The organism is Bradyrhizobium neotropicale (assembly GCF_001641695.1).
GTDB classification, from domain to species: domain Bacteria; phylum Pseudomonadota; class Alphaproteobacteria; order Rhizobiales; family Xanthobacteraceae; genus Bradyrhizobium; species Bradyrhizobium neotropicale.
Window position 1 is genome coordinate 44,249 of record NZ_LSEF01000058.1, and the last position, 22,872, is coordinate 67,120.

The 22,872-nt window shown below is 65.2% G+C and carries 20 protein-coding genes; 9 read left to right on the forward strand and 11 right to left on the reverse strand.

The genetic code is table 11. The features are described 5' to 3' along the window. The 4 genes from AXW67_RS18545 to AXW67_RS18560 all read left to right on the forward strand — a co-directional run. Positions 1-905, forward strand: a 905-nt coding sequence (locus AXW67_RS18545; RefSeq protein WP_245315619.1) for a glycolate oxidase subunit GlcE family protein, incomplete at its 5' end; no start/stop codon positions are given. Next, the gene (gene glcF, locus AXW67_RS18550) at positions 902-2,215 is read left to right on the forward strand and encodes a glycolate oxidase subunit GlcF (protein WP_063679030.1); all 1,314 of its coding nucleotides are present in this window, start codon (positions 902-904) and stop codon (positions 2,213-2,215) included. The genes AXW67_RS18545 and glcF, both read left to right, overlap by 4 nt. Before the next feature lie 77 nt (positions 2,216-2,292). Then, positions 2,293-2,646: a hypothetical protein gene (locus AXW67_RS18555; protein WP_063679031.1), complete on the forward strand. Its 354-nt coding sequence runs from the start codon at positions 2,293-2,295 to the stop codon at positions 2,644-2,646. A gap of 380 nt (positions 2,647-3,026) precedes the next feature. Beyond that, on the forward strand, positions 3,027-4,037 hold the full coding sequence (locus AXW67_RS18560) for a TorF family putative porin (protein ID WP_027551965.1): 1,011 nt from the start codon (positions 3,027-3,029) through the stop codon (positions 4,035-4,037). A 202-nt stretch (positions 4,038-4,239) separates the two neighbouring features. Here AXW67_RS18560 and AXW67_RS18565 read toward each other — a convergent pair whose 3' ends face one another. Beyond that, complete coding sequence (locus AXW67_RS18565) at positions 4,240-6,003, reverse strand: ABC transporter ATP-binding protein/permease (protein WP_063679032.1); 1,764 nt, start codon at positions 6,001-6,003, stop codon at positions 4,240-4,242. Positions 6,004-6,298: 295 nt separating this feature from the next. Between AXW67_RS18565 and AXW67_RS18570 the strand changes: the two genes are divergently transcribed. Next, positions 6,299-7,963: an L-lactate permease gene (locus tag AXW67_RS18570; RefSeq protein ID WP_063679033.1), complete on the forward strand. Its 1,665-nt coding sequence runs from the start codon at positions 6,299-6,301 to the stop codon at positions 7,961-7,963. A 151-nt stretch (positions 7,964-8,114) separates the two neighbouring features. Beyond that, positions 8,115-8,513: an META domain-containing protein gene (locus AXW67_RS18575; RefSeq protein ID WP_063679143.1), complete on the forward strand. Its 399-nt coding sequence runs from the start codon at positions 8,115-8,117 to the stop codon at positions 8,511-8,513. 811 nt (positions 8,514-9,324) lie between these two features. Here the strand turns inward: AXW67_RS18575 and AXW67_RS18585 are convergent. The 3 genes from AXW67_RS18585 to AXW67_RS18595 all read right to left on the reverse strand — a co-directional run bounded on the left by AXW67_RS18585 (position 9,325) and on the right by AXW67_RS18595 (position 12,769). Further along, on the reverse strand, positions 9,325-10,536 hold the full coding sequence (locus AXW67_RS18585; protein WP_063679035.1) for a hypothetical protein: 1,212 nt from the start codon (positions 10,534-10,536) through the stop codon (positions 9,325-9,327). Between the two features lie 145 nt (positions 10,537-10,681). Then, positions 10,682-12,313 carry a chaperonin GroEL gene (gene groL, locus AXW67_RS18590; RefSeq protein ID WP_027551960.1) on the reverse strand — a complete coding sequence of 544 codons (1,632 nt, stop codon included), beginning with the start codon at positions 12,311-12,313 and terminating at the stop codon, positions 10,682-10,684. A gap of 159 nt (positions 12,314-12,472) precedes the next feature. Beyond that, the gene (locus AXW67_RS18595) at positions 12,473-12,769 is read right to left on the reverse strand and encodes a co-chaperone GroES (RefSeq protein WP_025033779.1); all 297 of its coding nucleotides are present in this window, start codon (positions 12,767-12,769) and stop codon (positions 12,473-12,475) included. 316 nt (positions 12,770-13,085) lie between these two features. On the opposite strand from AXW67_RS18595, the gene AXW67_RS18600 reads away from it, so the two are divergent. Beyond that, the gene (locus AXW67_RS18600) at positions 13,086-13,607 is read left to right on the forward strand and encodes a hypothetical protein (RefSeq protein ID WP_063679036.1); all 522 of its coding nucleotides are present in this window, start codon (positions 13,086-13,088) and stop codon (positions 13,605-13,607) included. A gap of 85 nt (positions 13,608-13,692) precedes the next feature. On the opposite strand, the gene AXW67_RS18605 is transcribed toward AXW67_RS18600, so the two are convergent. After that, positions 13,693-14,466 (reverse strand): protein phosphatase CheZ, encoded by a 774-nt coding sequence (locus AXW67_RS18605; RefSeq protein WP_063679037.1) that lies wholly within the window; start codon positions 14,464-14,466, stop codon positions 13,693-13,695. A gap of 316 nt (positions 14,467-14,782) precedes the next feature. Here AXW67_RS18605 and AXW67_RS18610 point away from each other — a divergent pair, with 316 nt between their 5' ends. Further along, on the forward strand, positions 14,783-15,601 hold the full coding sequence (locus AXW67_RS18610; protein WP_063679038.1) for a L,D-transpeptidase: 819 nt from the start codon (positions 14,783-14,785) through the stop codon (positions 15,599-15,601). A gap of 239 nt (positions 15,602-15,840) precedes the next feature. Here the strand turns inward: AXW67_RS18610 and AXW67_RS18615 are convergent, their stop codons facing one another. The 6 genes from AXW67_RS18615 to AXW67_RS18640 all read right to left on the reverse strand — a co-directional run bounded on the left by AXW67_RS18615 (position 15,841) and on the right by AXW67_RS18640 (position 21,917). Beyond that, positions 15,841-16,665, reverse strand: coding sequence for a DUF2076 domain-containing protein (locus AXW67_RS18615; RefSeq protein ID WP_063679039.1), 825 nt, complete (start codon positions 16,663-16,665; stop codon positions 15,841-15,843). 124 nt (positions 16,666-16,789) lie between these two features. Beyond that, positions 16,790-17,635, reverse strand: a complete 846-nt coding sequence (locus tag AXW67_RS18620) for a ChbG/HpnK family deacetylase (protein WP_063679040.1) — start codon at positions 17,633-17,635, stop codon at positions 16,790-16,792. Next, positions 17,632-18,678, reverse strand: a complete 1,047-nt coding sequence (locus AXW67_RS18625; protein WP_063679041.1) for a glycosyltransferase family 2 protein — start codon at positions 18,676-18,678, stop codon at positions 17,632-17,634. The genes AXW67_RS18620 and AXW67_RS18625 overlap by 4 nt, the downstream gene beginning before the upstream one ends. Positions 18,679-18,765: 87 nt before the next feature. Further along, on the reverse strand, positions 18,766-19,743 hold the full coding sequence (gene hisG / locus AXW67_RS18630) for an ATP phosphoribosyltransferase (protein WP_027551953.1): 978 nt from the start codon (positions 19,741-19,743) through the stop codon (positions 18,766-18,768). Next, entirely contained in the window at positions 19,740-20,891 is a 1,152-nt protein-coding gene (locus AXW67_RS18635) for an ATP phosphoribosyltransferase regulatory subunit (protein ID WP_063679042.1), read from the reverse strand. Before AXW67_RS18635 ends, hisG begins: the two co-directional genes overlap by 4 nt. Before the next feature lie 270 nt (positions 20,892-21,161). After that, the gene (locus AXW67_RS18640) at positions 21,162-21,917 is read right to left on the reverse strand and encodes a 16S rRNA (uracil(1498)-N(3))-methyltransferase (RefSeq protein WP_063679043.1); all 756 of its coding nucleotides are present in this window, start codon (positions 21,915-21,917) and stop codon (positions 21,162-21,164) included. A 209-nt stretch (positions 21,918-22,126) separates the two neighbouring features. Between AXW67_RS18640 and AXW67_RS18645 the strand changes: the two genes are divergently transcribed. Continuing rightward, the gene (locus AXW67_RS18645; protein ID WP_063679044.1) at positions 22,127-22,801 is read left to right on the forward strand and encodes a hypothetical protein; all 675 of its coding nucleotides are present in this window, start codon (positions 22,127-22,129) and stop codon (positions 22,799-22,801) included. The last annotated feature ends 71 nt before the right edge of the window (positions 22,802-22,872 follow it).

The following is a 22,872-nucleotide window of genomic DNA, read 5'->3' on the forward strand; positions in this document are numbered from 1 at the left end:
CGGGCCTCGCCGGCCCGCGGCGCATCCGTGCGGGCGGGGCGCGCGACCATCTGCTCGGGGCGCACGCCGTCTCCGGCTTCGGCGACAGCTTCAAGACCGGTGGCAAGGTGGTGAAGAATGTCACCGGCTACGATCTCTGCAAGCTGCTTAGCGGCTCCTGGGGCACGCTGTCGGTGATGACGGAGGTCACGCTCAAGGTCATGCCGAAGCCTGAGGCCGAGCGGACGCTGCTGCTCCGCGGACTCGACGATGCCGCCGCCAACAAGGCCATGACCGCGGCGCTCGGCTCGCCCTATGACGTCTCCGGCGCAGCGCATCTGCCGAAATCGGCGTTCCGCGCCAGGACGGACGGCCTTGGCGACATCGCAGGCCAGGGCGAGGCGTTGACGGTGCTGCGGCTCGAGGGCATCAAGGCCTCCGCGGTTCACCGTGCGGGCTCGCTGCGCGAGTTGCTGGCGCCGTTTGGGACCGCGACGCTCATCGAGGATGCGGCGTCCGCGACGCTATGGGCCACGATCCGCGACGCCCTGCCGTTCGCGGCGGGCGGCGCGCTCGGTGCCTGGCCGGTCTGGCGAATCGTCTGCCCGCCGGCCGCGGGGGGAGCGCTCGGCGCGCAATTGGGCCGCGAGACCGGGGGCGACGTGATCTACGATTGGGGTGGCGGGCTGATCTGGGCCGCGCTGCCGCCGAAGGGCGATGCGCATGCGTCGACCGTGCGACAGCGCGTCGATGCCTTCGGCGGGCATGCCACGCTGATCCGGGCGGCTGAGGACGTCAGGCGCAATGTCGACGTGTTCCATCCGCAGGCCGTTGGGATCGCGGCGCTGAGCGAGCGGGTCCGCGCCAGCTTCGATCCGAAGATCATCCTCAACCGTGGACGGCTGACGCGGGGGGCTGCGGCATGAAGACCGAATTCTCACTCGCGCAGCTCGCCGACCCCGACATCGCGGAAGCCGACAAGATCCTGCGCGCCTGCGTCCATTGCGGGTTCTGCACCGCGACCTGTCCGACCTATGTGCTGCTCGGCGACGAGCTCGATAGCCCGCGCGGCCGCATCTACCTGATCAAGGAGATGCTGGAGAAGGACCAGGCGCCGACGGCGGATGTGGTCAAGCACATCGACCGCTGCCTGTCGTGCCTTGCCTGCATGACGACCTGCCCCTCAGGGGTGCACTACATGCACCTCGTCGACCAGGCCCGGGTCAGGATCGAGCAGCGCTACCAGAGGCCGCTCGCCGAGCGGCTGTTGCGCGCGGTGCTCGCCTTCGTCCTGCCGGACCCGCAGCGCTTCCGCGCCAGCATGTGGCTGGCCCGGCTGGCGCGCCCCCTCACCGTGCTCCTGCCGACCCCGCGGCCGTCGCCGACGCCCGGCCTGATCCAGCGGATCAAGGCGATGCTGGCGCTGGCCCCACACCGCCTGCCATCACCGGGACCTGCCCCGGGCAGCGTGTTCGCGCCCCTCGGCAAGAAGCGAGGCCGGGTCGCGCTGCTCCAGGGCTGCGCGCAACAGGTGCTGGCGCCGCGCATCAACCAGGCCGCCATCAATCTCCTGACCCGGCACGGCATCGAGGTCGTCCTGGTCAAGGACGAACAATGCTGCGGCGCATTGACCCATCACCTCGGCCGCGACGACGACGCGCTCGCCCGTGCCCGCGCCAATGTCAGGGCATGGCGTGCGGAAGCGGCGAGGGAGGGGCTCGACGCCATCCTGGTGACCACGTCCGGTTGCGGCACCGTGGTCAAGGACTACGGCTATCTCCTGCGCGAGGATCGCGACTTCGCAGCCGATGCGGCACAGGTCTCAGCGCTGGCCAAGGACATCACCGAGTACGTCGCCGGTCTTGGCCTCGCGCCAACGATGCGAGGCGACAACATCGTCGTCGCCTATCACTCCGCTTGTTCATTGCAGCACGGGCAGAAAATCACTGGGCTTCCGAAAGAATTGCTTTCCAAGAATGGATTCGTGGTGAAAGATGTCCCGGAGAGCCATTTGTGTTGCGGTTCGGCGGGGACCTACAACATTCTCCAGCCCGACCTTGCGGGCAGGTTGCGCGATCGCAAGGTCGCCAACATCGCGAGCGTCAAGCCGGACATGATTGCCGCGGGCAATATCGGCTGCATGGTGCAGATTGCCAGCGGCACGTCAGTTCCGGTCGTACACACGATTGAGCTTCTCGATTGGGCGACGGGCGGTTCGCGGCCGGCATTGAACTAGTCGAGCGGCGCTGCGTCCCGAGGTGACGACTGAAGACGCCCGATGAACCATTGTTAGGCGGCAACAGGAGGACCACGATGGCGAAGGCGAAGAAGAAGAAAAGCAAGAAGGCCAAAAAGGCGAAGAAGGTTGTAGCGGCGAAGAAGACCGCGAAGAAGAAAGCAGCAAAGAAGTCCGCGAAGAAAGCGGCCAAGACGTCAGCCAGGAAATCGGCCAAGAAATCGGCCAAGAAATCGGCAAAGAAGGCCGCACCGAAGACGGCAGCCAAGAAGGCCGCGAAGAAGGCCGCCCCCAAGAAGCGCGCGAAGGCGAAGGCTGCTCCGGCTCCGAAGGCGCCGGCACCGATGGAGGCTCCGGCTCCCGAGCCCGCACCGGAAACAAGCTGGGCGATGCCCTCCGCGGATTCGACGCCGGCCGAAGGTCACGGCTAGGCTCTCCCGTATCCTCCGGAACGACCTGAAGACGGGAGGCCGCAGCCGGGATGCTGCGGCCTTTTCGCATCGCCGGGACCGGCGCCGAATCATGCTGCCGTTTGATTCGTGGCCCGAAGTCCCCACAGCATGGCCGTCTCCGTAGCACCACGGGTGCCGGACACACGGGGAATGCAAAAGCTGTGTTCGGGATGCAACACACGGCGACAACCTTTCGTGGAAAGGCTTGAACGCCTAAAAAGTCAGCAGATGCCGTCGATTTTTGCTTCCGGCTTAACTGCCCCCGCTCCAGATTGCGACCGTTGTTTTTCAGTCAGGTATCGCTCGCCCTTGGGGGGCTCCAGATCCGACTGTGGGTTCAGACTGGTATGGGGATCGAAATGAAGAAAGTGACTTTGTTGGCAACGGCGCTGGCAATGGTGACGGGTTCGGCACTGGCGGCAGATCTGCCGGTGAAGGCTGTGAAGGCGCCGCCGCCGCCCGCCTTTGACCCGTGGGACGTCGCCTTCGGCGGCGGCATCATGAGCGACTACATCTTCCGCGGCATCACGCAGTCGAACCACAAGCCGTCGGTCACGGCCTATTTCGAGCCGCGCTACAACGTCACCAAGGACCTCCAGCTCTACGTGGGCGTGTCCGGTGAGAGCATCTCCTTTCCGAACCGCGCCGCGGCCGAGATCGATGTCTATGGCGGTATCCGCCCGACCTTCGGTGCCTTCGCCTTCGATATCGGCGTCTGGGGCTACCTGTATCCGGGCGGAAGCTGCTTCTTCGGCGGCAACGGCGTCGACTTCGCGGGCAACTTCCAGGGCGCCGATTGCGCCTCGCAGGCCCTGATCAACGGCAACGTGATCAAGAAGGACCTGAGCTTCTTCGAAGTCTACGGCAAGATGACCTACACGGTGAACGACAACTGGGCGTTCGGCGTGAACGAGTACTATACGCCGAGCTACCTGAACTCCGGTGCCTGGGGTAACTATACGTCGATAACCGGCAAGTACATCGCGCCCAGCACGATCTTCGGTTCGAGCGGCGTCGGCATGTATGTGTCCGGCGAATTCGGCCGTCAGTGGCTGGGTACGTCCGACAGCTTCTACGGCACGCAGACCTTCCCGAACGGCATCAAATATGCCGACTACAACACCTGGAACATCGGTATCGGCTTCACCTACAAGGTCTTCACGCTGGACCTGCGTTACTCCGACACTGATCTGTCCAAGGGTAACTGCAACGCCTTCACCAGCGACTTTGCTGCCCGCGGCAACATCGCTGTGAACCAGGGTACCTCCCTCACTCCGATCAATCCGTCCGGCGTCGGCTCCAACTGGTGCGGCGCGGCCGGTATTGCCAAGCTGTCGTTCGACCTGACGGCGATGACCAACCTGAAGTAAGTTTCTCCCGAGACTGACTGAAAAGGGCGGCAGGATAACCTGCCGCCCTTTTTGCTTTTTGGGCCGCGAAGGTCTTTCGTGGAGGCGCCGGATTGATAGCCGTCGTCATGCCCGGGCATCCACGTCCCTCGTGCCACTGGGCAAGACGTCATGGCCGGGACGAGCCAGGCCATGACCGCTACGGAGGACAGCGCGAGCGGTCTCAGCGTGCCGCGCTTGGCTCTGCGTCGACCGGCTCGGCGCTGTTGCCGAGAATGTGGAGCTCGCCACTCTCAGACATCGCCACCTTGCGTGTGTGGAAGACGTCGAGCGTCGAGCGGTGCCCGATCGAGACGATGGTGGCATCCGGCAGCTTGTCCGTCAGCAGCCGGTACAGTCGGTTCTCGGAGGGCTCGTCGAGCGAGGCGGTGGCCTCGTCGAGGAACAGATAGTCCGGCGTATGCAGCAGCGCGCGGGCGAGCCCCAGGCGCTGCTGCTCGCCCAGCGACAGCGTCCGGTTCCAGTGCCCTTCCTCGTCGAGCCGATCGGCCAGCCGCGGCATGCCGACGGCCGTCAGCGCCTCCCTGATCTTGTCGGCCGCGATCGTGCCGTGCTCGGCGGGGTAGATCACGGCGTCGCCGAGCGGCCCTACCGGGAAATACGGCCGCTGCGGCAGCATCATCAGCCTGGCCTTTTCGGGAATGGCGATCGTGCCGGTACCGAACGGCCAGATGCCGGCGATGGCGCGGAACAGCGTCGATTTGCCGGAGCCCGACGGTCCGGTCACCAGCACCCGCTCCGACGGCTGGATCGTGAAGCTATCGGCCGCGACCAGGGGCGCGCCGTTCGGCAGCTTCACCAGCAGCTGCTTGAGTGCGATGGCCTTGCCTGCGCCGGCTGGCGCGACGCCGATGGTCGGCTCGTGCGCGCCGATATGGGCCGCCGAGCTGACCGACATCTCGAAGCCGTCGAGACGGGCGACCACCGCGCGCCATTCGGCGAGCGAGCGATAGGCCGTGACGAAGAAGGACAGCGCATCCTGCACGCTGCCGAATGCCGAGCCGGTCTGCATCATGTCGCCAAGCTGGATCCTCTTGGCGAAGAAGGCGGGCGCCACCATCACATAGGGAAAGACCACCGCCGCCTGCTGATAGCTCGCCGTGAACGCGGTGAGACGCTTGGTCCGGCTCATGATCGCGTACCAGTTGGCGATCACGAATCCGAAGCGGTGCAACAGGCGCCCTCGCTCGGCGCCTTCACCCTTCAGGAGCGCGATCTGTTCGGAATTTTCGCGCACCCGGACCAGGTTGAAGCGGAAATCGGCTTCAAAGCGCTGCTGCTCGAAATTCAGGTTGACCAGCGGGACACCGATCCAGTGCGTCAAGGCCGTGCCCAGGATCGCGTAAGCCAGCGCACACCAGACCAGGAAACCGGGGATGGTGAGATCGGTGCCGTAAATGTGCAGGGGCGCCTTGTCGGACAGGCCCCACAGGATGACGATGAACGAGGCCAGCGTCACGATGGCCGACAGCAGACCGAGGCCAATGGTCAGCGTTTGCTCGACGAACGTCTTGACGTCCTCGGTGATGCGCTGGTCCGGGTTGTCGGCGGCGTCGCCCCTGAGCTGCATACGGTAGTGCGTGGCGTCCTCAAGCCATTCGCCGAGATAGTGCCGCGTCAGCCATTGCCGCCAGCGGATCTGCAGCCATTGGTTCAAATAGAGCTTGTAGACGGCCAGTGCGACGTAGGTGAAGGCGAGGCCAAGGAAGATCCAGATCTCCCGGACGAACTCGTCCAGATCATAGGCCTGGAGTGCACTGTAGAACCGGTTCTGCCACTGATTGACGAGGACGTTGATCGCGACCAGCGCCAGCTCGATCGCGACGACGGCGACGAGCAGGCCGCGGCCAGCCCATTTGTCCTCCGATCGGAAATAGGGGATGGCGATTCGCCAAACGGTCGCGAGCGTGGCGCGGATGTTCTTCACAGAGCGGGTCTCCTGCGGGGGTGTGCGCAACTGCCTGTAGCAACGGCGGAAATAAGCGCGCTTAGACTAAAGTCGCAAGTTGTGCAATTTGCGTTGTCCGGGTCGGCGACCCTAGCATGGGCATTAACGGCGCGGGGTGGGGGCCTTTCCGACTTCGCGAGCTTGTGAGCGGATGGGAACCGCCGCGTATCGCAGGGGAATTCGCTACAGGCTCGGGGGTTATCGCTACCAGCGTCAAGCAGGCCGGCTGTCCACGCTGGCTGTCCTGCGGCACGAATGCGTGGGGGAGGAAGACATGTGGAATCAAATCTATAACCCGCTGAACAACGCGGCGCTGTCGACCATCGCGGCGGCCATTCCGGTCGTCTCGCTCTTGATCATGATCGCGAGCGGGCGCGTGAAAGCGCACATCGCGGCCGTGATCGCCGTGATCATCACCAATCTGATCACGATCTTCATCTTCACCATGCCGGCGGGCATGTCGATCCGCGCCTCGGTGCTCGGCATCGTCACGGGCTTCTTCCCGATCGGCTGGATCGTTCTCAACGTCATCTTCCTCTACCAGGTCACGGTGAGCACCGGGCGTTTTGAACTACTCAAGCGCGCCATCGGCGGCGTCACCGAGGACAGGCGCCTGCAGCTCTTGCTGGTCGCGTTCTCGTTCGGCGCGTTCTTCGAAGGCGCCTCGGGCTTCGGCACGCCGGTCGCGATCACCGGTGCGGTGCTGATCGGCCTCGGCTTCTCGCCGCTCGCCGCATCAGGCCTGTCGCTGATCGCCAACACCGCGCCGGTGGCTTATGGCGCACTCGGCACGCCGATCCAGGGCCTTGCGTCCGTCACCGGGCTCGATCCCTACATCCTCGGCGCGATGGTCGGCCGGCAATTGCCGTTCTTCTCCCTGATCGTGCCGTTCTGGGTGGTCTGGGCGTTCGCGGGCTGGCGCGGCATGAGGGACGTCTGGCCGGCGATCCTCGTCACCGGCGTGTCGTTCGCGGTCCCGCAATTCGTGATCTCCAACTTCATCAATCCCTGGATCGTCGACATCGGGGCGTCGTTGATCTCGATGGGCGCGCTCATCCTGTTCCTGAAGGTGTGGCAGCCGAAGCAGCTCTGGTTGTCGCCCGAGCTGCGCGGCCACGACGAGTCGGCCGCGCAAATGGAAAAGGCCACGCCGCTCGACAAGACGCCGCTCACCCAGTCCGAGTTGTGGAGCGCGCTCTTGCCGTGGATCATCGTCTGTATCGTGATGCTGATCTGGGGCAACGGTGCGTTCAAGACCTGGGCGAACTCGATCTTCACCTGGAACTACGCCGTTCCCGACCTGCACCAGATGATCAACAAGATGCCGCCGGTGGCCGCCAAGCCGACGGCGGAAGGCGCGGTGTTCTCGTTCACCTATCTGTCGTTCACCGGCACCGGCATGCTGATCGCGGCGATCATCTCCGGCGTCCTGATGGGGGTTGGGCCGGGGCGCCTGCTGGTGGAGTATGGTCGTACGATCCGGCTGTGCGCGATCTCGCTGATCACGATCTCGGCGATGCTCGCGATCGGCACGCTCACCCGCCTCTCCGGTGTCGACGCGACGCTCGGTCTCGCCTTCGCGGCGACCGGCGTGCTCTATCCCTTCTTCGGCACGCTGCTCGGCTGGTTGGGCGTGGCGCTGACGGGATCGGATACCGCCTCGAACATCCTGTTCGGCAACCTGCAGAGGATCACCTCCGAGCAGATCGGCCTGTCGCCGGTGCTGATGGCGGCGGCGAACTCCTCCGGCGGCGTGATGGGCAAGATGATCGATGCGCAGTCGATCGTGGTCGCCTCGACCGCGACGCGGTGGTACGGGCATGAGGGCACGATCCTGCGCTTCGTGTTCTGGCATTCGATCGTGCTGGCCTGCTTGGTCGGCGTGCTCGTGACGTTGCAGGCCTATGTCTGGCCGTTCACGGCGCTGGTGCTGAAGTAGCCTCGCGCGTCCTGCTGTAACGAATCCCCGCGGGTTAAGTCCCGCGGGGATTTTTGCGCCCGCGGTGCACGAACCTTCTCAATATTGCCGCCGTCTTATAGAAGGTGCGCCGGGTCAGGACGGTTCGAGAGGTGTCATGGGTTCACTCAATATGGGTTCGCTCAAGCAGGTGATGTGTGCGGCGGTCGCGGTGCTGCTGATGTCGGGAGTTGCTTCTGCCGAGGAGGGCTTCCCGTTCGGCACCGAGATGACGCTCGAGGCGTTGCCGCAGCCCGGCTCGAAGCGGATTCCGAACATCGAGATCGGCGACAATGGCGAGGTCGTGCTGGAGCTCTGGTGCAAGGGCGGCAAGGGTCAGTTCTCGGTTGCCGGCAACACCGTGATCTTCGTCCCCGGCCAGATCCAGGACCGCTCCTGCCCGCCCGCCAAGGCGCAGGCCGATGACGACCTCGTGGCGGCGCTCGCCGGCACCGAGACCTGGAAGCGCCAGGGCGACGTGCTCACGCTGATCGGCCCGAAGCCGCTGCGTTTCCGCATGAACGGGAATTGAGCTTCGCTGCAGCCGGCGCCCCATAGTCTTTGGACGGTTACGGCGTCGCAATCAATCCATTGGCGGTGGCGACGATCCAGCGATTGCCCCAGCGCACGATGGAGTCTATTCGCCCAAGTCCGGGAATAGTGTCGCCGCGCGCGGCCATCCGCATTCCCTCAGGGCCTTCGAGAACAGCAGTTCCGTCCCGAACGTCGACAACCATCCACCCGGGGATGGTTGTCGGCCTCGTTTCAGGTGCCGGCGCCAGGGGCTGCCTCATTGCCATCGCTGGCGCGGATGGGCTCGTATGTGCTTGCGAGGCCGTCGACGGGCGCGCGCTCGAGGTGGTGGAAGTCTTGGGAATGCTTCCTACGAAAGCGGGTGCGGTTTGCTCGGAGGAAGAGGCCGTTTTTCGAGCGCCTTCAATCTTGCCCCCGGATCTTGTTTCAGAAGCTCGCAATGAGGGCACTGCTTTCTGGGCAATCGGGCTGACGCCAAACATGCTCGCGAACGCAGGCCAATTCAGGCCCCCGGCCCATCCCAGTCCAAAGCTTGCCACAAGTGCGATCGTGAACAGCAGAAAGGTGCGCGCTCGAACACCATAGGGGTCTCGTAGGACCAGCACTTCTTCGCGATCGTGGCTTAAGAGATCCCACAGGCTGGCTGGCTGCCTCGGCAATTGGCCGCCAACCACATTCCCGGGCCGGATGTTTCCAAGGGTACTCAGCTCGTGGTCTTGCATGATGCGACCCACGTTCGGCTAACCGATGATGGCCGCTTAGACTGAATCGAATCTTAACAATCCGGCGAACGGCTGCGGCGGCTCAGCCTATTTCCACAGCGACTTGTCGGCATCCCAGCGCTGGCCCTTCAGCTCCTTGACGAGCGCCTCGACCGAGCCGTTGTCGTCGGGCTGGTCGCCCTCCTCGTCGGTCGCCGCCTCGTCCGACAGATTGAGCTTCGCGCCGGTGCTCTCGTCGGCGGTCGTGGTCGAGGGGCTGCCGATCCAGAGCATGAGCTTGTCGGTTGAGCCCGGCTTGTCCGCGGAGACGAGGCCGGCGACCTCGATCGTGTCGGTGAGCTCGAGCGCGGGGAAATCCTGGTTCGGCCGTTTGAAGACGAGCTTGAGCTTGCCGGTGGTCGGGCTGAAGCTCTGCGAGACCGGCTTCGCTGCGAGCGTCCTGCTCAGGACGTTCGAGACGGCGGTGGCGAGCTTGTCGCGGTTGATCTTGTCGCCGTCGCGCCAGTCGGCGGCAGGGAAGCGGATGGTGCGATCCATTTCGGTCATTCCTGCGGTCCAGCCTGCGGCGGTGACGCCCGGCATCGCCTTGAGCTTGGCGAGCAGCGCGGGTGCGCGCTCCGGATCGACCGACATGTTGATGGTCTGCTCGCCGGCGCGGAGCGCGTCGCAGCCGACCGAGAGGCTCGCCAGCGTCACCTCGACGTCCTGGCCCTTCAGGCTCTTCAGGACGTCGGTCGCCGCATCGAGCTTGACCTTGACCGCGATCGCTTCCGGCGAGACCTCGGTGAAATCCTTCGGCTGCGGCGTGATGCCGTCGTCGGAGGTCTGGTTGTCCAGAAATTCCTTCTCGCTGAGGTCGGAATTGTCGGGGGAGGTGACCTCGGTCACGACCTGGCCGATCGAGATCTGGCCGCGGAATTCAAAGGTGTCGCCGGTCGGCTTGCGCAGCAGCTTGACAGTGACCGGCGCCTTCTCGCCGACGCTCTGCGTCGTGCCGGTCAGCGTCTGGCCCGCGACCTGGAGGTTGGCGACGAAGCGGTCCTTGCGGTCGGAATTCTTCGCGACGGGATAGCAGACGTCGAGCACGGCCGCGGTGACCGTCTTGCCCTGCCGCGTCTCCTTGAGGATCACGTCGGCATTGCCGTCCATCAGCCCGTCGATCGAGGTGAAATAGCGCGTCTCCACGCCGCCAGGTGCCGTGGCCTTCGGCGACAGCTTCATCTGGGCGGATGCGACTTCAGGCGAAATGGCAAGCAAAGCCGCCAGGAGAACAGTCGGGCAGACCAGAGGCGCGCGCATCGATGAAATCCTCGAGCAATCGAATCGGCGCGCCACCGTAGTGGGTTTTGGCCGTCGGTTGAATTGGAAAGCGAGAGGTATCATCGGCAAAAAAGAAGGCCGCCCGGAGGCGGCCTTCGCACGATCGTAATGGAAGGAACAGGCCTTAGAAGCCGCCCATGCCGCCGCCGGGCGGCATCGCCGGGGGCGCGTCCTTCTTCGGCATTTCGGCGACCATGGCTTCGGTCGTCACCAAGAGGCCTGCCACCGACGAGGCGTCCTGGAGCGCGGTGCGAACCACCTTGGCCGGATCGATGATGCCCTTCTCGACCATGTCGACATAGTCCTCGTTCTGGGCGTCGAAGCCGAAGGTCTCGGACTTGTTCTCCAGGATCTTGCCGACGACGACCGAGCCTTCGAGGCCGGCGTTCTCGGAGATCTGGCGGACCGGAGCTTCCAGCGCCTTCAACACGATGTTGATGCCGGCCTGAACGTCGGCATTGTCGTTGGAGAGGCGGCCGACCGCCTTCTTGGCACGGAGCAGCGCGACGCCGCCGCCGGGGACGATGCCTTCCTGCACCGCGGCGCGGGTGGCGTTGAGCGCGTCCTCGACGCGGTCCTTCTTCTCCTTGACCTCGATCTCGGTCGCGCCGCCGACGCGGATCACCGCGACGCCGCCGGCGAGCTTGGCGAGACGCTCCTGCAGCTTCTCACGGTCGTAGTCCGAGGTGGTCTCCTCGATCTGCGCCTTGATCTGGCCGACGCGGGCCTCGATGTCGGGCTTCTTGCCGGCGCCCTTGACGATCGTGGTGTTCTCCTTGTCGATCACGACCTTGCCGGCGCGGCCGAGCATCTTCACCGTGACGTTCTCGAGCTTCATGCCGAGATCTTCCGAGATGAGCTGGCCGCCGGTGAGGATCGCGATGTCCTCGAGCATGGCCTTGCGGCGATCGCCGAAGCCCGGCGCCTTGACGGCGGCGACCTTGAGGCCACCGCGTAGGCGGTTGACGACCAGCGTCGCCAGCGCCTCACCCTCGACGTCCTCGGCGATGATGACGAGCGGCTTGCCCGACTGCACAACGGCTTCCAGCACCGGCAGCATGGCCTGCAGGCCGGACAGCTTCTTCTCGTGCAGCAGGATGTAGGCGTCCTCGAGCTCGGCGGTCATCTTCTCGGCGTTGGTGACGAAGTAGGGCGACAGATAGCCGCGGTCGAACTTCATGCCCTCGACGATGTCGACTTCGGTGTCGAGCGACTTGTTTTCCTCGACCGTGATGACGCCCTCGTTGCCGACCTTCTGCATCGCCTGGGCGATCATCTTGCCGATGGCGGAATCGCCGTTGGCCGAGATGGTGCCGACCTGGGCGACCTCGGAAGAGGAGGCGACCGGCTTGGCGCGCTTCTCGATGTCCTTGATCACGGCCGCCACCGCGGTGTCGATACCGCGCTTGAGGTCCATCGGGTTCATGCCGGCGGCAACCGCCTTGGCGCCTTCGCGCACGATGGCCTGGGCCAGCACGGTCGCGGTGGTGGTACCGTCGCCGGCGAGGTCGTTGGTCTTGGAAGCGACCTCGCGCACCATCTGGGCGCCCATGTTCTCGAACTTGTCCTCGAGCTCGATCTCCTTGGCGACGGTGACGCCGTCCTTGGTGATGCGGGGCGCGCCGAACGACTTCTCGATGACGACGTTGCGGCCCTTCGGGCCGAGCGTCACCTTGACGGCGTTGGCGAGAACGTCGACGCCGCGCAGCATGCGTTCGCGCGCGTCTCCGGAAAATTTGACGTCTTTGGCAGCCATTTTCTAACTCCTGAAAAACTTGGATCGATGGGGCGCCGCATTTTCCCTCGTCATTGCCGGGCCTGGCCGGCAATTCATCATCATACGAAGAACGATGGATGCCCGGGTTGGGCCCGGGCATGACGATGGAGCATTCAGCGGCGGTTCAGGCTGATGGCCTTAGGCCAGCACGCCCATGATGTCCGACTCCTTCATGATCAGGAGCTCTTCGTTGTCGATCTTGACTTCGGTGCCCGACCACTTGCCGAACAGCACGCGGTCGCCGACCTTGAGGTCGATCGGGATCAGCTTGCCGGTCTCGTCGCGGCCGCCCGGGCCGACGGCGACGACTTCACCCTGGGACGGCTTTTCCTTGGCAGTGTCCGGAATGATGATGCCGCCCTTGGTCTTTTCCTCGGCGTCGATACGTTTGACCACGACACGGTCATGCAGCGGACGAAATTTGGACTTAGCCATGACGTTTCCCTTTGGAGGCTCGCTTGTCGAAAACAGCGGAAGTGGGTGAGGGCGGAGCTTCCATCCAACCTCTCCGAGGGTCGAATGGTGCGCTTAGCAATCGGTCTTTCCGAGTGCTAATAGTGCGCCCGGAAATATGGCTTGGCCGCGATCCTGTCAAGCAAAGGTGGTTAAGCGATTGGTGAGGCGGATATAGGATGGTGTTTTCGGAAACTCGTTCGGGGTGTTGGCGTATAAAAGGACGTCATTGCTCCGGCAGCGGTTTTGCGCTTGGCTGCGGGAGGGGTGTGGCCAAGGTCTTGTTCGGGGGAATGCCATGATCAGTTCAGCTCAGGCGCGGACGGCTGCCAATCTGGCCGCCGCCTCATTGTTGGCGCTGCTGCTTGGCGCCTGCGGCGGCGGTATGAGCCTGCCGTCCTTCTCCTCGTCCCAGCCGGCACCCGAGGCCGAGCCCGGCACCGGGCCGGAAATGCCGGCGAGCATCCGCGCCGACGAGATCGTCGGCCGCTGGGGCCTCGCCTCGTTCCAGAACCCGGCCGACCGTGCCCGCACCGAAGCCGCCGCGCGTGCACAGTGCAAGAATCCTTATGTGATCGGCGCCGGTTCCTCCGGCGGCGTGATCATGCATCTGGCCGACCAGGCGACCCCGCAGGAACTGCGGCTCAAGGGCTCGCCGAGCGGCAAGAATTATATCGGACCGTCCGGTCCGACCCCCGGCGAACAGGATCGCGAGATCGTCTCCTTCGACGGCCGCGTCCTGATCACCCGCTTCATCGACAAGGACGCCGCCACCCGTTACGGCAACATGGTCTACGTCCGCTGCGCGCCGAAGGCGTGACCACTCGTCGTTGCGAGGTTCGCTCGCAACGACAAAAAAACGCCGGCGAGAGCCGGCGTTTTTTATTTTCGCTATCTCCGTCCGCTCAGTCGAACAGCGCGTCGATGTCGTCCTGCGAGGCATGGCCGACGTCGCCGGTGAGTTTCGGACCGTTGAGCAGCTTGGCGTCCTCGTCGCGGGTGTCGATGATCGGCGGCGCATGCGCCTTGATCGCGTCGACGCCGCCCCAGATGTCCATCATCGCATTGATGTGCTGCTCGATGAACTTCATCGTGGTCATGACCTTGTTGATGCGCTGGCCGGTCAGGTCCTGGAAGTTGCAGGCCTCGAAGATCGAGATGACGCGTTCCTGGATATCGTCGGCGAGCCGCTTCTGCTGGTCGATCGAGTCCACCTTGGACAGCGCGGATGCGGCCTGGTCGATCGATTCGGCGGCTTCAAGGATCTGCTGGGTCGCCTGCTCGGTGCCGCCGACGACCGCGCCGAGCTCGCCATTGACCTTTGCCATCTCCTCGCCGTTGAAGCTCTTGCCGTGCAGCACCGCGATCTCGCGCTTGGTGCGGCTGATGGCGTCGTGAATGAGGTCGAGCTCGACCTTGAGCTTCTCGCACTGCTCGATCTGGGCGCGATAGGTTTCCAGCATCGCGCGCGCATCGGCAACTTCCTGCGCCATGACGGTTTCGCTCGGCGGCAGCGCGGCGTGGGCTGCGTGACTGCTGCGGGCCATCTGTGCACGGATCGCGCGCAGCTCGGCCATGATCTCGCTATGCATCGGAAGGGCCTCGTCGATTACTTCAGGAATTGGCATCTCGCCGACGACAGCTTCCTCGACGCGAAAACGTTTGCGGTGAACAGCCATTAGGATACTCCCCCCACCTCACTCACGCGTCTTTGTAGGCAGAAGCGATTTAACACGAAGTTCACAGCGGGAACTGTGATGCGGCCGCGGGCGACGGCGCGCAAAGGAGCGATTAACCATGCGAATTCGCCGTTCACCGAAAATAAACGCTGATCGCCAAATTGCACCCGTGCTGACAGCGTGGTGAATCGAAACGCCTGATACGTTTACCAAACCGATTTGCTTTTGAGCTTTATTGACCACGTCGGGAAGCGCGGATCAGCCAGGCGCTCTCCACGACGAATGCGATCTAGACGAAACAGTACAGAGTACGTCGATGTTCAAGAGAATGTCTGTCGCGCTGCTCGGCAGCGCTTGCACCTTCATGGCCGGCGCTGACAGCGCGAGCGCCTTCGACAATACCGTGCCGAACGATCCGCCCGCGGTGCTCTACGCGCCGCAGGTCCCGCCGGCACCGGTGCGCGTCGCCTCCAACTCGAACATGAATTCGAACATGGGCGGCGGCTTCATCGAGTTCTTGTTCGGCGATGCCCCCGGGCGCGGCCGGACCTATTATCCGCAGCAACAGCAGCCGATGTATCAGCAGCAGCCGGCCTATTACGACCAGCGCCGTATGCCGCCGATGGGCGGTGACCCGCAGATGCAGGGCGCGGTTCAACAGGAGGGGATCGACCCGCGGCAGCGTCCGTTCGATCCGAAATTCGAGAAACAACTCGTTGACTATAGCGGCAAGGAAAGTGCCGGCACCATCGTGGTCGATTCTTCGAACAAGTTCCTCTATCTCGTCGAAGGCAACGGCAGGGCGCTGCGCTACGGCATCGGCGTCGGACGCGAGGGCTTTACCTGGACCGGCGTGAAGTCGATCACGGCCAAGCGCGAATGGCCGGACTGGACACCGCCGGCCGAGATGATCGCCCGCCGTCCCGACCTGCCGCGGCACATGGAGGGCGGTCCTGAAAACCCGCTTGGCGCGCGCGCGATGTATCTGGGCTCGACGCTCTACCGCATCCACGGCTCCAACGAGCCCTGGACCATCGGCACCAACGTCTCCTCGGGCTGCATCCGCATGCGCAACGAGGACGTCATCGACCTCTATGGCCGCGTCAATGTCGGTACCAAGGTCGTGGTGATGTGAGGCCAAGCGCTCGCTGCTTACCCTCTCCCCTTGTTGTGGGAGAGGGTGGTTTCGCGGAACGCGAAGCCGGGTGAGGGGGTCTCTCCGCGAGTAAACCGCATCCGCATGCGCGGAGAAAACCCCTCATCCGGCGCTTTGCGCCACCTTCGCCCACAAAGGGAGAAGGGAAGAGTTCTGGGCATTAAACGAGAACGGCCGCCTTATCGGCGGCCGTTTTGTTTGACGCAGGAAGAGTAGCATTACGCGTAATCGCTGCCGCCATCGTCGTCGCCGCCGAAATCGCTGTCGTCGGCCATGTCCGTGTTGTCGTCGTCGTGATCGTCGTCGTAGTTCTGATCGTTGTCATTGCGATCGTCGTTCGACGCCTGGTCGACGAAGCCCTGTCGGGAATCGTCGCTGCGGTTCGAGCCGATATCGTTGAGGCCGGCATCGCGCGCGAGCGAGCCGCCGGACTGGTCGCTGCCGCCCCACGGGCTGCCGCCGCCGCGGTCCCCGGCGATGCTGGTATCGCCAAAGGCCTGCTGATGCGGTCCGCCCATCATGTTGCGGATGCTTGAGAGCAGCAGCGAGCCGCCGACGACACCTGCGGCCGCGGCCGCGGCCGTGCCGAGGAAGGAGCCGCCGCCACCGCCGACCGGCGGGGCGCCATAGCCCTGGCCCTGACCATAAGCCTGTCCGTAGGGCGGCTGGCCGTAACCCGGCTGCGTTTGCTGCATCGCCTGGCCGGTGTTCCACACCGGCCGCGAGTCACGCGGCGGCACGTTCGGAACCGAGCCGCGCGAGGGGCTCGCGCCGAACAGCGACTCGCGCATGGAGTCCAGGAAGCCGCCGGACTGCGCCTGCTCCGGCGCGTGGGCCGCCTCCAGCTCCTGGATGCGGGCATGGGCGCGCTTCAGCGCCTCGTCCTGCAACAGCACGGTCTGCACCAGCGCATAGATCGCGCCGGGCGCCTTGCGCAGGCCATCGGAGATCGCGGCGATCGCATCGGGATCGCGCGGTGCATTCTCGAGTTTCGAAAGCCGATCGAAAAGCTCGTCGACGAGCTGGCGTTCCTGCGGCGTCATGGTCAGTCTCCTTTGCGCGAAACATGCGCGTCGAAGATGTAGGGTTCCAATGTGGCCCCAACAGTGGCCTGCGGATTAAATTTCGGTATGCGACAAGCTGCCCGGCAGCCTGCCTTCGGCCGTTTCATGCCAATGTCACGTTGCTTGACCCAAGCAGGCGCGGGAACGCGTCGCTGGCGAGATAGGCATGCTCGCGCTCGCGCACATCCGTCATCGGGTCGAGGCCGGTGAGGACATCGTCGACGAAGCCGGGGTGGCACATGATGAGGCCGCCATCCGGCAGGCCCTGGATGAATTGCTGCATCAGCGCGCCGAAATCGGCGGCCCGCGTGAAGTCATAGGCGCCGGCAAAGGCGGGATTGAAGCCGAGGCCGGCACGGCGGGCGCGCTGGCGGAATTGCGCGCTGAGGACATCGAGCACCAGCGCCTTGGGCGAAGCCAGCCGTTGCGCCAGCGGCAGGTCGCGGCCGCCCTGGCGCACCCACGCCTTTGGCGCGACCTCGCTGACCGCATCGACAAAGCCGTCGCGCACCTGCGGAAAGAGCTGCACATGCTGATGGCCGTCGACGAAATCCGGCGCACGGCCGAAGGCTTCCGCGAAGGCCGCGAGCTGCGCCTTCACCTCATTGCGAAAGAATTCGCGGTCGAGCCGCCGGGTAAGGCCTGCGCGCAGCAGTTTCGGAAATCCTAAGAACATGTCGCCGTCGAGCGGACGGAAATGCATGGTGAGCGGCCGGAACGGCGCCGACAGCGTCACGTGCAGTCCGATCGCGCAACGCGGGCTGTTCTTGGCTGCGGCGTTCAGCGCGTCGATCTCGCCGTGGTCGATCGCGGGACCGACCATCATCACCGAAGTGGCGTTGAGGCGGCCGCGTTCGATCAAATCGCGGATGGCGCGGTTGACGCCGGGGCTGATGCCGTAGTCGTCGGCACAGAGCCAGATCCGCCGCGGCGTCGCGGCCTCGCTCATTCGGCCGCCGTCCTCTTCGAGGCGTCGTCGGCCGTGTCGGTCTCGAAGCGCTTCTCGCTGTGCTCGGCAACGAAGTAGATCGGGCGCGCCTTCAGCTCGGACAGGATCTTACCGATATATTCGCCGACAATGCCGATCATGATGAGCTGCACGCCGCCGATCGTCATCAGGCCGACCACGAGCGAGGGATAGCCGGGCACCTGCTTGCCGGTGGTCCAGACCTCCCAGAGGATCGAGAGGCCGAACAGGAACGCGCCGCCTGCCAGGATCACGCCGAGCAGGCTGGCAAAGCGCAGCGGCGCCACCGAGAACGAAGTCAGGCCCTCGATCGACAGGCCGAGCAGGCGTGCGGCGTTGAACGTGGTCACGCCATGGGTGCGCGGCGCCGGCTCGTAGTCGACGCGGATCTGGCGGAAACCGATCCAGCTTGCGAGCCCCTTGAAGAAGCGGTTGCGCTCCGGCAACTGCCTGAGTGCTGCCACCGCACGCGGTGACAGCAGGCGGAAGTCGCCGGCGTCCTCGGGGATCTTCTGGCGCGCGCCCCAGTTGATCAGCGCGTAGAAGCCGTGCACGGCGAGCCGCCGCAGGAAGGTCTCGTTGTCGCGATGCGCCTTGGCGGTATAGACGACGTCGTAGCCGTCTTCGATCCAGTGCCGCACGAGCTGCTCGACCAGGGCCGGCGGATGCTGGCCGTCGCCGTCCATGAACATCACGGCGCCGCGGCGGGCATGATCGAGGCCGGCCATCAGCGCCGCCTCCTTGCCGAAATTGCGCGACAGCGAGACCACCTGGACATCGAGCGCGTCGGCGGGCAGTGCGCGGGCGATCGACAGCGTCGCATCCGCGCTGCCGTCGTCGACATAGACGACCTCGCAAGACAGGCGGTAGCGCTGCCGCAGGGTCCTGGCGAGCTCGCAGATCCGCTCGTGCAGGATCGAAAGTCCCGCGGCCTCATTGTAGACGGGGACGACAATCGACAGCCCCTTCGCCGCGGCGTTGGCCACGGTGGTCGTCAGGGTGGAAACGTCAGAGCCCAGCGTCATCGATCAAGGTTCCACAGACCTTCAATTGTTCCAAACAGCATATGGTAGCTGCCGCTTGCTGTCGCTACGCTGAATGAACCCCGGGTCTCACCGCCGCAGGAATGTCTCGAGCTTGGCGAACAGCGGGTTCTCCCGGTCGAACACGTAATCGAGCGAACCGACCGACACCGTCTCGGCGCCATGGTCGCGCAGGAAGCTCGCGAGCGCATAGAGCTGGCCCGGCGGGCAGTGCAACGTGAGCATGCCCGACGAGGTCGGCCCGCCGAACGGGGTTTCGACGCCGAACCGGCTGTGAGCTTCGCCGAGCAGGGCGGCGTCGCACTGGCGGAATCGGGTGCGGACCTCGCGGTATTTGGTGGCCCGCGCCCGCGCCGCGATGTGATCCAGGATGACGCGCGCGGTCTCCCGGGCCTGCGGCGACCAGTCGGCGTCCCTGGAGGCGACCAGATTGGCCTGGCTACGCAGCATCACGCCGTCGTCGAGCACCCTCAATCCGTTGGCGGCGAGCGTCGCGCCGGTCGTGGTGATGTCGACGATCAGCTCGGCGGCGCCGGCCGCCGGCGCACCTTCGGTCGCACCGGCGCTTTCGACGATGCGGTAGTCGACGATGCCGTGGCTCGAGAAGAAGGCGCGGGTGAGGTTGATGAACTTGGTCGCGACCCGCATCCGCATGTGATGCTGCTCGCGGAAGCCGGTGGTGACGTCGTCGAGGTCGGCCATGGTGCGGACGTCGATCCAGGCCTGCGGCACGGCGACGACAACGTCGGCGTAGCCGAAGCCGAGCCCCTCGATCAGGGACACGCGCGTGTCGGCGTCCGCGATGTTCTCGCGCACCAGATCTTCGCCGGTGACGCCGAGATGCGCGAAGCCGCGGGCCAGTTGCGAGGCGATCTCGCTCGCCGAGAGATAGGCGACCTCGACATTGTCGAGGCCTGCGATCGTGCCGCGATAGTCGCGGGCGCCGCCGGCCTTCGACAGCTTGAGGCCTGCACGGGCGAAAAAGGCCTCGGTGTTTTCCTGAAGGCGGCCCTTGGAGGGAACGGCCAGGACGAATGGCGCGCTCATGACTTGAGCTCCTTGCGGCCGATCCGGGTCAGCGCATCCACCCAGACCGAGAAGCCGACGGCGGGGATCGGCGCGACCGATCCGAGCTGGGTCATCAGCCCGTCATAGCGGCCGCCGGCGACCAGCGGCTCGGCGCCGTTGCCCCTGTGATGCAGTTCGAATTCGAAGCCGGTGTAGTAATCGAGCCCGCGCCCGAACGCGGTCGAGAAGCGCGTCTGCTTCACGTCGATGCCGCGTGCCGCCATGAAGCCGATCCGGCTTTCGAACTGGTCGATCGCGGCCGTGATGTCGAGCTTTGCTTCAGTGGTGAGTGCGCGCAGCTCGGCAATGGCGTCGTCGGGATTGCCCGAGATTGCCAGGAAGCGCTTCAGCACGGCGAGCGCCTCGCGCGGCAGCGCGCCGCCCTTCAGCGTCGATTGCTCGAGGAAGCGGTCGGCGATCTCGGCCGTGGTGCGGCCGCCGACATTTGTGGTGCCGGCGATCGACATCAGGTCGGTGACGAAGGCAAGCGCCGCCTTGCGGTCGGAGCCGGCGAGCGCGGCGAGCACGCCCTCATATTCGCTGCGGGTCGCGGTGGTGGCGTGCGCGAGGCGCTCCAGGTCCTGCTCGAGGCTGATCTTGCGGTTGAAGTCCTTGACCAGGCGGCGGCGCCAGACCGGGTAGAGGTCGAGCGCATCGAGCAGCGCGTTGAACAGCGCCACGTCGCCGGTGCGGATTTCGACGTCGCTCACGCCGAAGGCCGCGGTCGCCTCCAGCGCCAGCGCCAGCATCTCGGCATCGGCCGCGGCGCGGTCCTGGCGGCCAAAGGACTCGATGCCGGCCTGAAGGAATTCGCTGGGCTGGCCGCTGCGGTAACGAAATACCGGACCGAGATAGCTGAAGCCGGCCGGCTGGCCGGCGCGGCCGGAGGAGAGATAGTCGCGCGCCACCGGGATGGTCAGGTCCGGACGCAGGCAGAGCTCCTCCCCGGTCAGGTCCGTCGTGAGGTACAGGCTCTTGCGGATGTCCTCTCCGGAGAGGTCCAGGAACGGTTCGGCCGGTTGCAATATGGCGGGCTCGGCCCTGAGGTAGCCGGCCTGCGCGAACGACAGGAGCAGCGTATCCGCCCAGGCGGAGCCGGCAGCGTTCGGGATGGCAGTCGCGGTCATCTCAGGTCCCATCGTCCCGGTGGACCCGGGCGGAAAAGGGGGAAGGGGCGTTGGCGCAGCCCCTTAGCATGGCCGGGTGGCGGTTTCGACCTCCAAAGGATCAATCGCTTAACGGTTCGGCCAATGCACATGGCTGGCGGGGATTCGACCGGCCCGCTTGCGGCCGCGAAACAGGTGCGCTCCCTCTCCCGCTTGCGGGGGAGGGTTGGGGTGGGGGTGCTTCCGCGTCGGGATTGCCTGAGGCTTACAGAGCGTGCCCGCGGAAACCAATTAGACCGATCCGCCGCCCCAATCGCCCAGCACCGCCTGGACCAGCGCCAGAGCCGCGACCGCGGCCGTGTCGGCGCGCAGGATCCGGGGGCCGAGCGCCAGCCGCAGGATTTTAGGCTGCCGCAACAGCAGCGCCCGCTCTTCCTCGGCGAAGCCGCCTTCGGGACCGATCAGCACGTCGGTGCCGTGCCCTGCCTCGCGCGCGTCCTGAAGGCCGCGAATCGGGTTCTCGACGTCGGCTGCCTCGTCGCAGAACACCAGCAGGCGGCTTGATTCGCGCTGGCTTAGAAAGCGCTCGAGCGCCACCGGTTCGGCCACGGAGGCAAGGCTCAGGATGCCGCATTGCTCGGCCGCCTCGATCACATTGGCGCGCATGCGCTCGCTGTTGACGCGCGAGGCCTGGGTGAACCGGGTCAGCACCGGCTGCAGGGTGGCGGCGCCCATCTCCACGGCCTTCTGGACCGTGTAATCCAGCCGGGCGTGCTTCAGCGGCGCGAAGACATAGGCGAGGTCGGGCAGGGTGTCCTGCGGGCGGGTCTGCTGCAGGATCACCAGGCTGTCGGGGCGTTTCCGGCCCTCGATCGCGGCCTGCCACTCGCCGTCACGCCCGTTGAACGCCAGGACGGAGGCGCCGGCGCCGAGCCTGAGCACATTTCCGAGATAATTGCTCTGGTCGCGGTCGAGCGCGACCCTGGCGTCCTGCGCAAGGGGGGCGTCGACAAACAGGCGGGGGGCGCGAAAATCGTGGGAGGGCATTGCTCAAGGTCCGATTTGCTGCCGTTCTTAACCGAAAGCAGCACTTTCGGGGGTAATTATTGCCCCCACGGTGCGTCCCGGCGCCGCGCTCTTGCCCAATTCGACGGGTTGTTAAGCGGCGGCGGGAATCGTAAAAACGCGAACACGCTGGTTGCGCTTCAATTAGGAAGACGCCGAACCCCGTAGCTCCCGCCGGAGAGACAGCCTTCATGATCCGTCGTTTGATGGTTCCGATCACTGCCGCCACGGTCATCATGGGCGGCGCAGGAGCTTATGCGCAAGGCGCCTTCCCGGCGCCGCTGCCCGGTCAGGCCGCGACTTCCGATTCCGCCTTTCCGCCGGTTAACGGTTCGGCTCCGGTCGCCTCCGTGGGCACGGCGCCGCAATCGTCCTTTCCCGCGAATGGCGCGGCCCCCCTCGGCGGTGGTGGTGGCGCGTTCAGCGCGGCGCCGCCGACGCAGAGCGGCCCCGGTGAGGAATGCATGAAGGCCTTCATCCCCTTGCGTGAGGAGGCCGAGAAGCGCGGCAAGTTGATCAAGGCCGCGAGCGACCGTCACGCTCCGCCGGACGAGGCCTGCAAGCTGATCGGCAACTTCAGCCAGGCTGAGGTCAAGATGATCAAGTACATCGAGAGCCACGCCGCCAAATGCGGAATCCCGCCGCAGATCGGCGATCAGATGAAGGCCGGGCACAAGAATACCGAAAACATGCAGAAGAAGGTCTGCATGGTGGCGCAGCAGATGCAGCAGGGTGGTCCGCGCGGACCGGCCGGCCCCTCGCTGAGCGAGGTGCTCGGCTCCTCGGCTTCGGTGCCGGAGGCCAATGCCGGCAAGAAGGGCGGCAGCACCTTCGACACGCTCAACGGCAACGTTCTGACCCGATGAGCCACGTGCCGCCGATTTGAAGTTCCTACAGTGCTTGCTGCGAATTCCTTCTAGGAACTTCAAATCGATAA